This window comes from Symmachiella macrocystis (assembly GCF_007860075.1).
Classification (GTDB): domain Bacteria; phylum Planctomycetota; class Planctomycetia; order Planctomycetales; family Planctomycetaceae; genus Symmachiella; species Symmachiella macrocystis.
Genome location: NZ_SJPP01000001.1, coordinates 2,315,838 through 2,329,172, shown reverse-complemented (window position 1 = coordinate 2,329,172; position 13,335 = coordinate 2,315,838). Strand labels below are relative to the sequence as shown.

The 13,335-nt window shown below is 56.1% G+C and carries 12 protein-coding genes; 8 read left to right on the top strand and 4 right to left on the bottom strand.

Going from position 1 to position 13,335, the window contains the following annotated elements:
- The first annotated feature begins 167 nt into the window (after nucleotides 1-167).
- The 7 genes from CA54_RS09025 (at nucleotide 168) to CA54_RS08995 (ending at nucleotide 7,557) form a co-directional block, all read left to right on the top strand.
- On the top strand, nucleotides 168-2,552 hold the full coding sequence (locus tag CA54_RS09025) for a DUF4159 domain-containing protein (protein ID WP_231963013.1): 2,385 nt from the start codon (nucleotides 168-170) through the stop codon (nucleotides 2,550-2,552).
- 307 nt (nucleotides 2,553-2,859) lie between these two features.
- Nucleotides 2,860-3,369 (top strand): HYExAFE family protein, encoded by a 510-nt coding sequence (locus tag CA54_RS09020; RefSeq protein WP_146370462.1) that lies wholly within the window; start codon nucleotides 2,860-2,862, stop codon nucleotides 3,367-3,369.
- 299 nt (nucleotides 3,370-3,668) lie between these two features.
- Nucleotides 3,669-3,902, top strand: a complete 234-nt coding sequence (locus CA54_RS09015) for a hypothetical protein (RefSeq protein ID WP_146370461.1) — start codon at nucleotides 3,669-3,671, stop codon at nucleotides 3,900-3,902.
- Nucleotides 3,903-4,102: 200 nt separating this feature from the next.
- Nucleotides 4,103-5,125 (top strand): dihydrodipicolinate synthase family protein, encoded by a 1,023-nt coding sequence (locus tag CA54_RS09010; protein ID WP_146370460.1) that lies wholly within the window; start codon nucleotides 4,103-4,105, stop codon nucleotides 5,123-5,125.
- A 61-nt stretch (nucleotides 5,126-5,186) separates the two neighbouring features.
- Nucleotides 5,187-5,711, top strand: a complete 525-nt coding sequence (locus CA54_RS09005; protein ID WP_146370459.1) for a hypothetical protein — start codon at nucleotides 5,187-5,189, stop codon at nucleotides 5,709-5,711.
- A gap of 371 nt (nucleotides 5,712-6,082) precedes the next feature.
- Nucleotides 6,083-7,033: a sugar phosphate isomerase/epimerase family protein gene (locus tag CA54_RS09000; RefSeq protein WP_146370458.1), complete on the top strand. Its 951-nt coding sequence runs from the start codon at nucleotides 6,083-6,085 to the stop codon at nucleotides 7,031-7,033.
- Between the two features lie 161 nt (nucleotides 7,034-7,194).
- Nucleotides 7,195-7,557, top strand: a complete 363-nt coding sequence (locus tag CA54_RS08995) for a SpoIIAA family protein (RefSeq protein ID WP_146370457.1) — start codon at nucleotides 7,195-7,197, stop codon at nucleotides 7,555-7,557.
- Nucleotides 7,558-7,642: 85 nt separating this feature from the next.
- On the opposite strand, the gene CA54_RS08990 is transcribed toward CA54_RS08995, so the two are convergent.
- Nucleotides 7,643-8,206 carry a hypothetical protein gene (locus CA54_RS08990; RefSeq protein ID WP_146370456.1) on the bottom strand — a complete coding sequence of 188 codons (564 nt, stop codon included), beginning with the start codon at nucleotides 8,204-8,206 and terminating at the stop codon, nucleotides 7,643-7,645.
- A 515-nt stretch (nucleotides 8,207-8,721) separates the two neighbouring features.
- Here CA54_RS08990 and CA54_RS08985 point away from each other — a divergent pair.
- Nucleotides 8,722-10,506 (top strand): PQQ-binding-like beta-propeller repeat protein, encoded by a 1,785-nt coding sequence (locus CA54_RS08985; RefSeq protein WP_146370455.1) that lies wholly within the window; start codon nucleotides 8,722-8,724, stop codon nucleotides 10,504-10,506.
- Nucleotides 10,507-10,520: 14 nt separating this feature from the next.
- Here CA54_RS08985 and CA54_RS08980 read toward each other — a convergent pair whose 3' ends face one another.
- From CA54_RS08980 to CA54_RS08970, 3 genes are read right to left on the bottom strand one after another with little or no spacing between them, the layout of a single operon-like run.
- Entirely contained in the window at nucleotides 10,521-12,608 is a 2,088-nt protein-coding gene (locus tag CA54_RS08980; RefSeq protein WP_146370454.1) for an HprK-related kinase A, read from the bottom strand.
- Nucleotides 12,605-12,898 carry an HPr-rel-A system PqqD family peptide chaperone gene (locus CA54_RS08975; protein WP_197532313.1) on the bottom strand — a complete coding sequence of 98 codons (294 nt, stop codon included), beginning with the start codon at nucleotides 12,896-12,898 and terminating at the stop codon, nucleotides 12,605-12,607. Before CA54_RS08975 ends, CA54_RS08980 begins: the two co-directional genes overlap by 4 nt.
- Nucleotides 12,899-12,954: 56 nt before the next feature.
- A complete protein-coding gene (locus CA54_RS08970) occupies nucleotides 12,955-13,224 on the bottom strand; it encodes a hypothetical protein (RefSeq protein WP_146370452.1) in 270 nt (89 codons plus the stop codon).
- Between the last annotated feature and the right edge of the window lie 111 nt (nucleotides 13,225-13,335).

Genomic DNA, 13,335 nt, shown 5'->3' with positions numbered 1-13,335 from the left:
ATCCATTCGCATCTCTCGCGGTTTTCTTAAGATTCCAATCCAAAACCACGTTTGCCATGCAGCGTTTGCGGTTTTTATTGTTGGCCATCCGAGGGACTGTTATGATGTCATGCAGGACACGTCATCCGCCGTTTTGGTTCCACGGACGTGCTTTGGGAGATAATGACATGCGCTGCGGAATCGCCCGCCACCTTCTGATCGTGATCTGTACGCTCGCGATCCTCGCCAGCTCCCACCGAAATGCCCGGGCCGAAATTACAGCTCAGAAGGTCCATCATTCGATCGATAGCGGTGTGAAGTTCCTGTTGCGGCGACAGAACGACAACGGCTCTTGGGCCAGCGGCGGGAATTGGGACGTGGGTGTCACGAGCCTGACCGCATTGGCGCTGTTCAATGCCAAAGTCCCAGCCGATCATCCACAGATGGCGCGGGCGCTGCGCTTTTTGCGCGAACCCCGCAACAAGCCGAATCGCACCTACGAGGTCGCGTTGATGATCATGGCGCTCGCTGCAGCTAAAGATGGCAAACGGGATGCAGCGCTCATTGGGGAATTGGTGGAGATGTTGGAAGACAGCCAAATCCGCCGCGGCGAAGGACGAGGCGGGTGGTCGTACGGCACTGCACCCGGCGGCCGGCTGAATATGGCGGGGGGAGATAACAGCAATAGCCAATATGCGGTGTTGGGACTGCGCGACGCACAGGAATACGGGGTGGAAGTCAGTACCGCAACCTGGGAGCGGATTCGAGCACATTGGCTTGGCGCGCAAAACGTCGACGGTGGTTGGGGTTACACCGTTAGTTCCGGTTCAAGCACCGGCAGCATGACGGTCGCCGGAATCGCCAGTATGGTCATCGTGCATTCCATGCTCAGCGACGATGCCAACGAAATCGACGAGGATGGCCGTCCGATTTGTTGCGGAACCCCGGAAGAAGATCCCTATCTGAAAGCACTCGAACGGGGCGTCGAATGGCTGACACGAAATTTCGCGGTCGGCATGAACCCCAAGGCTCACACGTGGCAACTGTATTATCTGTACGGCCTGGAGCGGGCCGGACGGCTCAGCGCGCGGCGATTTTTCGGCCAGCACGATTGGTACCGCGAAGGAGCAGAATATCTGGTTGCCCGGCAAGCAACGATCGCCGGAAGCTGGAAAGGGAGCGGGCATATGGAGGACGAAATTATCTCCACATCGTTCGCCCTACTATTTCTCTCCAAGGGACTGGCACCGGTCTTGGTCAATAAATTGAAATATGGGCCGCGGGAAAACAACGGCCGCCTCACCGAGGAGGATTGGGACAATCACCACAACGATGTCAACAACCTCACCAAACACATCAGCGGCTTGGAAAAATGGCCAAAATTGCTGACCTGGCAGCAAGTTGATAGCCGAGCAGCGACTGTCGCCGATTTGCATCAAGCGCCGGTCGTCTTCATCAGCGGCCGCTACGGCTACGACTTCACCCAAGCGGAACGGGGCAAGCTCAAGGAATACGTCAGCGGTGGCGGGACGATCTTTGTCGAGTCCTGCTGCGACGGCGAAGACTTTGATCGCAGTTTTCGCGAGTTGATCCGCAAAATGTACCCTGATGGGGAAGCGGAGTTGGTGCGTCTGGGACCCGATCATGAAGTCTATCGCAGCGAATACCGACTCGATTCTGAGTCGGTCGAACTGTGGGGTGTGGAACTCGGCTGCCGGACGGTGATTATTTATTCGCCGGACGATCTGTCCTGTTTATGGGACAAATGGCGGCTACGCATTCCGGAAAAACGTGCCCCCGCCTTAACATCCATGGTGCTCAGGGCCATGAAGGTGGGCGTGAATGTGATCGCCTATGCCACCGGCCGGGAGCTGATGGAAAAACTGGACGACAATCGCCTGGCCGCCGAAGAAGGGGCGCAGGTCAAGGTGACACGGGGCTTGTTGCAAGTCGCCAAAGTCCGCCACGCGGGAAGCTGGAACACCGCTCCCACAGCGCTGCGCAATATGCTCTTTGCGCTGAACGACAAATTAGGCATGGTGGCCTCGACAACCGAGCGCGATCTGGTTGCGGTCGATGACAATATCTTCAAGTACCCTATTCTCTACATGCATGGCCGTCACCGGTTTGAATTCAGCCGCCAGGAACAAGAGAACCTGCGAAAGTACCTCGACCAAGGGGGCTTCTTATTCGCCGATGCCTGTTGCGGCGCCCCGCAGTTTGATAAGAGTTTCCGGGAATTGATGGAGCAGATTTATCCCGATGCGCCGCTGAAACGGTTGCCGATGGACCATGAGATCTTTACCTCACAATTGGGAGGGTTCGATATCCGCAAGGTGCAGCGGCGGGCCCCCGAATCGGGCAGCACCAAAGTGACACTCAAATCGAACGTCTTCGAAGTCGAACCGTTACTGGAGGGGATCGAGATTGATGGTCGCATTGCCGTCATCTATAGCAAGTTCGACATCAGTTGCGCTTTGGAACGCCAATCCTCAGTTGCCTGCGCCGGGTACGTCCACGAGGACGCCGTCAAAATCGCCTTAAACGTCGTGCTGTATTCCATCGCCCAATAAGCCGCCGCCGCGTGTTTTTGACTTCAAAAAAGCCTCGCGCAAAGCCGCAAAGAAATTTTAGCCATCGCTTACTTTTTTCTCTGCAGGCAACATCATTTCCTGAGACCCATCCGAACAATCGATTGAGCGATCTGAAAAAATCTGTGTTTCATCTCTGTTCAATCTGTGGCTAAGACAACCACAGCGCACAGCAGTTCGGATTGCAATCAGTCACGGCTGCGAATATGCTGATTAACACGCAGGCAGCGTATTTCCAGATGAATGTCTCAGCGACCAACTGCGCGCAGTTGGTGGGGAGTGGAAGAGTATGGGCCTGCGGTGCAATCATTACGATGTGGCGTTCGAAGAATTTCTGCGCGGACGCAAGACGCCTTACGTCTTTGTCGACGAACGCCGCCGCGCGTTGCTGGACGGCGCTTCGCTCAAGTCGATGGACTTTATTGTCTATTCTCCCGGCGAGACCAATCTTCTGGTCGATGTGAAGGGGCGGCGGTTTCCTTCCGGGCGTCGCACAGACGGGCACAAGTGGGAGAACTGGACCGGTGCCGAAGATGTGCCGGCGCTGTTGCAATGGCAGGAAGTGTTCGGCACAGGATTTCGCGGGCTGCTGGCCTTTGCCTATCACATTGTGCACGAAAAGCACTGTCAGCATTTCGACGAACTGTTTGAATTTCGCGGCCGCCGTTATGCGTTCTTCGGCGTCTGGGCCGATGCCTATCTGGAGGTCATGAAAACCCGCTCCGCCGGTTGGGATACGGTGTGCCTGCCGAGTCGCGAGTTTCGCCGCCTGCGGGTTCCGCTCAGCGAATTGTTATAAAATGCGACTGCTGCAATTTGCCACTGGTACCGGCACCCGCGGGAGCGTATGCTGGATCTAAAAGCGTGTCTTCCCCCTCCCAGGACGGGAAAAGGCAGTTCACAGACGTATTTTGAAGAGACGCTCAAACGAAATCTGCGACCCAAACATCCTGCAATCACATTAGAACCAGTTTCAAAACCCGGTAGCGCTTGTCCTCGAAACCTACAGACCAGTGTCAGTTAGACGCGTCAGAGGATTTTGAAACGAGTTGTAAATAAATGCCCGTTGATGAAACAGCTTCCCCGAGGAATACGCGCATGAATTGGTTAAACGGGCGACGTTGCCAGAGGATGGCCGCCTTCACCGCCACCGGCTGGGCGATCCTGTGGCAAGCGGCCGCAGCACGGGGTCAAGACTTGCCCCCGCAGGGTGGCGGAGCCGCTGCCGTGGATCCCATGTCGGGGACCGATTTCATTTTGCCCGCTTTCGCTGTGATTTTCTTGTTCGGAGTTTCCATCTTCGCCGTCTGCCGCTCCAGCCGCCGCGTCTAACTGCTCACAGCGTCGCTCCAGCAATGCGGCGTCGACATGTGCCGCTTTTTCCGATTGCGCGGATGATCGGTCGCTCCCGCAGGGTTGCCCAGCGAAAAAGTCAACGGAACCTACCCCGCTACCCCTGCCCGCGCCTGCTCCGCATGTTATGATAAACGCGTCTCCCAGTTGTTTATCTACACGGAAATGATGTGAGTCCCATGCCGAATTCCGCCAAACTCCAAGGTATTTTTACGCCCAATCTTGTGCCCCTCGATGCCCGGGGTGAAATCGATGAAGGGGAACTGCGGCGTTATACCGATTGGCTGATCGATCGGGGCGTGCATGGTTTGTATCCCAACGGGTCGACCGGCGAATTCACCCGCTTCACGGTTGAGGAGCGGCGGCGGATTATTGAAATCATGGTCGATCAGACGCGGGGCCGCGTACCGATTCTCGCCGGAGCCGCCGAAGCCAACGTCAAGGAAACGATCAAAGCCTGCGAGTTCTATCACGAGCTGGGGGTGCGGGCGGTCGCGATCGTGGCGCCGTTCTATTACAAGCTCAGCCCCGAATCAGTCTACGCCTACTTCGCCGAGATTGGCCGCAATACACCAGTCGACGTCACGCTGTACAACATTCCCATGTTTGCCAGCCCGATCGATGTGCCGACCGTGCAACGGCTGGCCGACAACTTCGAGAAGATCGTGGCGATCAAGGATTCCTCGGGCGACATCCCGCACATGATTCGCATGATTCAAGCAGTGCGGCCCAATCGGCCGGAGTTCAGTTTTTTGACCGGTTGGGATGCGGCACTGATGCCGCTGTTGTTGATCGGTTGCGACGGCGGAACCAATGCCACCTCCGGTGTCGTGCCGGAAATTACTCGTAAACTTTACGACCTCACCACTGCCGGCCAGCTTGATGAAGCACGGCAAGTGCAATACGACCTGGTAACGTTGTTCGACGCGATGCTGTATTCCGCCGAATTCCCCGAAGGCTTCCGCGCCGCTGTCGAGTTACGCGGCTTCAACATGGGCACCGGCCGTCAACCGATGTCGGAAAACCAAAGTACCGACCTCGGCATGCTCAGCAAAACGTTACAATGCCTGTTGGCCGAGCAAGGCTTCACCGGCCAACCGGTCGGCGGTTGCCCCGTCCAGGCCAACACAGTGGACCGCAGCGAGGTCGACGCGATCGTCCAAAACGTGATGTCCGAACTCCAGCGCCGCGGCATGGCGTAAGCGAGGCGGGAACGTCGCGCGCAATAGCATGCTTTCATTCCCACCACTCGGAGCCATCGATATGCAAACTCTTGACATTATCATGATGGTAGTCTTGTTCGTCGTTTCATTGGGCTGCTGCTCGTTTAACGCATTCAGAAATGCAGCAGTGCTTTATATAAAAGTCGTAGCCGTCTGCAATCAATGGACATCATTTTTACGACTCTCACTATTGACCGCAGAACCAACACCAGCCACCGCCTCCAGAATATTATTGACCTCACTCGTCCCGACGATTCCGCTTGTGTTGGTGATTCAACAGCTGCGTGGAGTACCACTTTTACGACCTTTCGAATTTGATGCAGCCTTTCTTGAATTTGCAGCAATTGCCATGATGGTTGAGTTCATCAGCCTCGCCATCGTCACTCACAACCAACTTCCCGCGAAGCCAGGCCGGGCGGCCCTGATATCACTCGTTTTTACTCCCTTGGGCACAGTTTTGTCCTGTATCACGTTGATCGTGTCGATATTGATGGCGATGTTCTTGGGTATTGTGGTGGGGGCAATCGTAGCTATTTACCAGGGAAGGGATTTGAGTGTCCCCTAACGGTTCGTCACGGGGCCAGAAGCCCCACCCTAAACGTTAAAGCGCGGGAAAGTAAGCTTCACGCAAAGCCGCAAAGGCCGCAAAGGAGTGACCAGGAAAAACGGATTAATCACGGGCAGCTGCGTGGTGGGGATATCGTTTGTAAACGATCATTGCTTTGCCTGTTGAGCGCGATCCACGCCAACCGATGCCCAGCGCATCGACATTGCAAACCCCTTTGCGAACTTTGCGGCTTGGCGTGAGGCTTTTTTACCCGCAGCGGTATTCGGCGATGGTGGTCGGCGAGACCCGTGGCGCGGTATAGTGCAGTGATTCCGCCGGTTCCTTACGAATCACTGCCGGCCCATCTCGCACAGGAGTCTCGCAATCCCATGACAGCCACACCACAACCGCACGATACCCATCCGGACCGCCGCCATTTTCTGAAACAAAGTTTGGCCCTCGGGGCAGCGGTGGCCGGCGGCACGGTCCTCTCTCAAGAAGTCACGGCCGCCAAACCAATCGTGCGAACTGGCAAGCCGTATATGAAGCTCAGCTTGGCGGCCTATTCGTACCGCAAGTATCTGGATTTCAAAAACCCCACAATGACGATGCCCGATTTCATCACCGAGGCGGCGTCGCTCAATCTCGATGGATGTGAACTGACCAGTTATTGGTTTGCGAATTACCCTGCAGAAATTGACACCGCGTATTTGCTCTCGCTCAAGGAACAGGCGTTTCGCTTGGGGTTGGATATTTCCGGCACAGCGATCAACAACAACTTCTGCCTGCCGGAAGGAGAAGCCCGGCAAAAGTCGTTGGAACATACGCGACGCTGGATCGACTATGCCGCCATCATCGGCGCACCGGTGATCCGCATCTTTGCCGGTTATGTCCCGCAAGAGGAGACGTTTGACGACGCCTTAGAGCGGTGCGTCGCCGGCGTGAACGAATCGCTGGACTATGCCGCTCAAAAGGGGGTCGTGCTGGCGATCGAAAACCACGGGGGGATCACAGCCGAGGCGGACGGTCTGTTGGCAATCTGCGAACGCGTGCAAGATTCGCCTTGGTTTGGTGTGAACTTTGACAGCGGCAATTTCCGCACGGCGGACCCGTATGGCGATTTGGCCAAGATCGCGCCGTATGCCGTCAACGCGCAAATCAAGGTCGACATGAAACCAGCCGACCGACCGCAAGAACCGGCGGACCTCGATCGGATTATCAAGATTCTGGACGATGCCGGATATCGCGGGTATGTGGTGTTGGAGTACGAAGGCAAAGGCGAACCAAAAACCGAGATCCCCAAATACATCAATCAGCTCCGTAAGGCGATCGGGCGTTAGTGCCGTTTTTCAAACAATAAGGACTCGCGCAAAGTCGCCAAGACGCGGAGATCAAGCAAGGCCTCACTTCACCTCCTCGAGGAGTAATCGTGACACACTTCAATCGAAGCAAGGATTCGAGAAGACTGATATCACTTTAACCTGACTTGGAGATCGTTCGCATGCTAGATCACAAATTGCTCGAAGCTGAAGGCATTCTCGTACTGACTCCCCAGGCACCTTTAACGTCGGACGACTTCAAAGGGATTGCAGCAGAGGTCGACCCTTACATCGATTCGAAGGGGAATCTCCAAGGAATTCTGATCGAGGCGGAGTCCTTCCCGGGGTGGCACGACTTTGGCTCCTTTGTTTCACACGTACAATTCGTACGCAATCATCATCGCCATGTGAAAAAGATCGCAGCCGTTTCCGACAGTGAGTTCCTCACAATCGCACCAAAGATCGCCAGCCATTTTGTCCAAGCCGAAGTGCGGCACTTTGCATTCGGAGACCGGGAAGCGGCCATGACATGGCTCAAAGAATGATGCATCTCGGTTCGATACGCGTTCCAAACTGGAGTTTGGGAACCAGGGGCAATCGTGTAGGTCATGCACAGCATGACCTACACGTTCATTCGCTCACGCGCCGCCAATCGAAGTCGGTGGACTCGTCGTGTTCCACCAACAAGCGGTTGTCGGTCAATTCGATGATGATCTCTTCAGCTTGATCGCCGTAGATTTTCGAGACCAGCGCAATTTTCTTCGCGGGGGTTCCGCCCAACGTTTTGAGAATCATCACCCCTTGTTCGATCTTCCATTGGATATCGAACGTCAGTTTTTTAGCAAATAACGCCGCCCCGATGCCTTCGGGTTCCACGATCATCGTGGCTGTGCCGTCCGCGCGGAGGTCCATGGTTCGTTTGCCGTGATAATCATCCTCCCACGTCCCGATCGCTTTTTGCCGCAACTCTTCGTCACGGTCGTCACCGGGGACGGGGAGAGCAATCTCCGGCGACGGGTTGTCGCTGCGTGGAGGCAAGGATTGAATCGCCAAAGCCGCCGGCTGTTTTTCAGCAACAGCTGGATGATGGTCGACATACGATGTCCAGGCCCAGAAAATCGCCAACGACAAGCAAATGATCACGCCGAAGTGCCGCTGCACGGGACGCTTGGACTGTTTTAGGGGCTTCGACATCGGCTCTACACCTCTTTCTTGTCTTCGCGGGTTGTCTATGCGGCGAACGGGAAAGCGAAAGACCAAGTCCGCTCCATCCAGCTCCACGCAAGACGGGGGACTTTACCCAAGCTCGAATTTTGATGCAATTGGAGTTTGTTCTCCCCGCCAAAATTGCCGGAGCTCTGAAGTTCAGCAATCCCGGATGAATCTAGCACGCCAGCGCACACCTCGTTGCAGGTCTGCCGGGATGGAAAGCTTGTCCTCTGCTCGCACTGTTGGACTGGTTAACAGTAGCACACTGCATCGGAAGCTACTATTCTTACTGATGTTACGAATACAACCGGTGGTGATTCAACATGGGGAATTCAGTTTTGAGATGGGGTGCAGAGATCGGTGCGGGGATTCGACTCTTTCTCGACAGGCCGTCTCAAAACTTTCCGATTTGCTATGAACATTCTGGCATGATCGAATGTCGAACAAACATCACCAGGTTTTGAAACCAATTCTCAGGCGATGCCGCATTGGGATCTTTGATGGAAACTGAATTTGCACAGGTCAACGGTGCCGGCCGGACGATTGCGATTATTCGCTTGGTCGTCGCCTGGGTCGGGACGTTATCCATACTGCCCTACACATGGGGTCGCACGATCGTATATTGGATGTCCCAAGGGGCACCGGAAACATCGTTTCTGCAATTGCTGATCGCCACCATTGCTGGGTTGGCGGTGCTGACCTATGGAGTGGGCAGTAAATTCAGGCACCCCCGCACCAAATACGTGCTGTTGGGCTGCGTCGTGGCCTCCTGGTTGGCGGCCAATGTGGCGTTGATTTGGACGAACTCCGGCACGGTGATTTCGCGGTTTTCTCTGCTGCCGGGATTTTTACCGGCGACGCTATTTGTGCTCTGGCTGGGTTGGATTGCGTTTTTGCCCTGGTCCTGGCGGCGACGGTTGTTTGTGACCTGCGTGACGGCGGTGTTGCTCGTCCCGTTTCTCATGTTTTATCGCGTGGCCGGTTTGACCGGCGATGGCAAAGTCGACTTTGCATTTCGCACGACCGCACAGCGGACGTTTGCCGCAGACAATAAACCCCAAGCCAATGACGCGGTTGATCCCGCTGAACACACGCTGAACGTGGCCCCGGGTGATTTTCCGCAGTTTCTCGGCCCGGATCGCAACGGTGTCATCGCGGGTGTGAATTTGGCTCGCGACTGGGAAGCGAATCCGCCCCAATTGTTGTGGCGTAAACCGGTGGGGTACGGTTGGAGCGGATTTTCCATCGTGGGTGATTACGCGCTGACGCAAGAACAGCGCAACGACCAGGAATGCGTGGTCTGTTATGACATCAATACCGGCAATGAAATCTGGGTGCACGGCGACGATGCCTTTTACGATTCCACGCTGGGCGGCCCCGGCCCGCGGGGGACTCCGACCGTTAGCGAGAATCGCGTTTATACTTGGGGCGCCACCGGCGTGCTGGATTGCTTGGATGGTACAACCGGGGAGTCGATTTGGTCAAAAAACGTGCTGGAGGAATCCGACGCAAACAATCTCACCTATGGCACGAGTTCGTCGCCGCTGGTGACCGACACATTGGTAATGATCGGATTGACCGGCGGCGAGCACCCCGCTTTGGTCGGCTACGATCGAGAGACGGGCGAAAAAGTTTTTGCCGCAGGGGAATGGAAAACCAGTTACAGCTCGCCGATTTTGGTGAACGTCGACGGTGTTCCTCAGGTCTTGAACTTCACGCGCAGTGGCCTGCTCAGCCATGATCCGGAAACCGGCCAGGTGTTGTGGCAACATGATTTTGGTAACGATCAAGGGATCAACGCCTCGCAACCGTTAATGGTCCCCGGGCGAGACGATCAAATCTTTCTCAGTAGCGGATACGGTGTGGGCAGCGAATTGATCACTGTCAAACGGACCGATGGCAAGTGGAACATCACCTCAGAATGGACCAGCCGCCGTATGGCTACGAAATTCACCACAGCGGTGATCGACGGCGACTACGTCTATGGTTTGGACAACGGCATCTTCGCCTGCATTTCGTTGAAAACCGGCAAGCATGTCTGGAAGAAAGGGCGCTACGGACACGGACAAATCCTGCAGGTGGGCGACTTAATTCTTGTGCAAACCGAAAAGGGGCCGGTGGTGCTCGTTGATCCCGATCCGGAAAAACTGATCGAGCTCGGCCGCATCCCCGCCTTGTCCAGCAAGACTTGGAACACGCTCGCCTTCGCACACGGCATACTGATTGTCCGCAACGATCTGGAAGCCGCTTGTTACGAATTGCCGTTGGCGAAACCGGCCGAATAGCCGCAGGGTCATGTCTAGGGTTTGCGAGGCCCAAACCACTGTGGCACGCGCTTTTTCCAAAACGATGGCGACGCTGCGACACGCAAACGGGGCAGATACAACCGCGCTAAAATCCCGATCGCGCGCTCACGCCGGTGGTCGATGCGATCTAGATAGCGGGGGATGACAGCTGCGTCGACCAGGCGATCCATCACCATCAGCGGCGGCCAAACCGGTTTCCAGGCCCGCGTCGCCGCGTTGACATCATCCGGGATCCGGCAATCGAAATACCGGGCCGTATACCGCAAGGCGTAATAACAAGGACCGGCCAAGTCCAATTGTTCAGCGCGGGTCACGAGTTGTCGCCAAAAGTTCTCGGTCGTCGCAAACTCCTCCAGCATGCCCCGTAAATCGGCCAAATCCCGCAGGCCTTTGGAAAAATCGCCGTTGCGGAAAAGATGCGTCGCCGCATGTAAAAACATGTCCGCCGGACAGAGCACCAGGAATTGATCGTTCCCCTCTTCGTAAGGGACCGCCTCGTCGAACAACAATTCGGGCCGCACCTCTAAGCGATCAGTTCGCGGCAAAATCGTATGGTGCACATCGAGCGACGTGCCGCGACGGAAGTGTGTCAGCGGTGGCAACTCGTGCAACCATTCGCGGTAGTATTGTTCATCGAGCGGGCTTTCCTCATCGGCGATCCATCCCCAGTCGCGAAACTGTTCTTCGGCGGCGGCCAAGTTTTGTCGAGGGAGCAAGATATCGACATCAGTAATCACGCGCCCCCTTGAAAAGCGGCATCCGGCCAAGAGGTAGGCAGCGCCTTTGAGAAAGACGACAGGTGTTTCCATCTCCACGAGCGCGCGTTCAACCCGTTTGACTTCCCACAAGGCGATCCGCTCATGTTGAATGGCAACGGTTCGCGCGGCTTCCAAGTGCGGACGGGGACCGGCGGGGATCTTCTCCAGCAATTCCAATTCGGCAGCACGGACCGCCAAACTGGAAAGCAAACTGGTCACGCGCGCCGCACGTAACAACACATCCCATTCCGCGGGCGAGAGCTGTTCTAGATCTTCGGGGTGCCGCAGCGCTCCCAACAGCAATTCGCGTATCCGCAGCGGCGATGCGCCGATTTTTGCGGGACTCTCCTGGGTAGCCCCCGTGTGGACAGGCGGTGTCTCGGCCGGTATCGATTGCTCTGGAGTAGACTCGGGCTGTGTCGAGCCAACTAACTGGGTCCATTCCCCGACCACGGTCACCGCATCTTCTAAATCACTGTAAGTCAGTTCATAACAGTCACACGCATCGACCAAGCGCGACAAAGCTGTAAAGCCCTCGGTGCCAAGCACACTGTAGTTGAAGGAATCGGCAGCGGCATGGACCAAGGCGCGCGGTTTGGAGATTGGTGTCAGCTCCGTTTCAGCTCCGTGGCGATATGCGGGAAACATCAACCAGCGCGGCTGGGCGGTCTCCCCCGCACGACGGATGCTCTCTGGGCTGGGTAGGCAATGCGCGACTGTCCCTTTTACCGTGCCGGGCCAACTGGGGCCGAGCACCGCCTCAGGGGCGAATTGTTGGATCACGTCGATCGAAGCGTCTTTCAGGCCGATGGGCCGGGTCGCCGGCACAACGCGGCCGTCGCTCCGCCGCAAGATCGCCACCTCATCGGAGAGCAATCGCCAACCGCGATGCGCCAGTGCGGCGCAGAAAGTGCTTTTGCCCGAACCGGGGACTGCCGGCATGATCAGCGCACAGCCGCTTCGTTCTACGACAGCGGCGTGCAGAATCAAATTGGTGCTCGGTTGGTGAAACACACAGAGGTTGAGCGTCCATTCCAACAACGGCACAGCAATGGCGCGCGGTTCCGAAGGATAGATCGCGCGCCCATCGGCGATGATACTGAACCGTTTTCCCGTCATACCGCGGGGAAGGACCACGACTTCATGATCGGCGTAGTCTGCGCCATCCAGTACCGGGAAGCCGGCATAAAGGAAGGCGATGTTCTCGACGATGTCTGGAAGCGGCGTTCGCAGGCGGACAATGAATGGTCCCACGCGCCAACACAGGCCCTCACTGGCTGCCCGTTGGACTAACTGTGTTATGGAAAGATCATTTAGCTTCACGTAACCGGCTCAATCAGCCCCAGTTGGTCGAAGTCGTCCAAGAGTTGCTCGACCTGATCGGCCAAGCTGTCGTCGTGCACATCACCCAGTGAGATGGTAACGCGTTTCACAATTTCCTCGAAGGGCAAACTGGCGTGTTCCAATTCTTTGAGGACTACAGCGGCGGGGGGACTCAAGACGTGCGTATCGCCTGAGGCGGTATGAAACAGAATGGTTTCGGTTTCATCCCAATTGCGCCATTGAAATGTTCCCAAGCGCGAAGCGGTCCACAGTTGATGAGGCTGTGTCATAGGAACCGGCCAGCAGGGCCAACGCATGGAGATTTAGGGACTGCAAAAATAAGGGATTAGCGACGACTTCTTCGTCTCTCATCGTGTTCGCGAGCCTCTTCTTGCGTGTGCCAGCAGCCATTGACCGACTCCGGCGATCCATTCACGATCGTGTAGCTATTGTAGCCATACGATCCGTTGGTTTGGGCATGCGCGGGACGTGCGTGCAGCGTGACAATTGCTGGAACCAGCAATGCTCCACGTTTGAGCAACTGCCGTCGTTTCGCGCGATGAGCGTCTTGTGGTGTCATATCGATTTCGTGATTTTCGTCGTTGTTGTTGATCATCGTTTGGTCACCTTCTTACCCGGCACGTCACACAAAATTGGCCCCATGCATGACGAAGACTGCCCAAATTGCTTAAGATTTGCCCCATACAGCCTATATTATGTTCCTGGA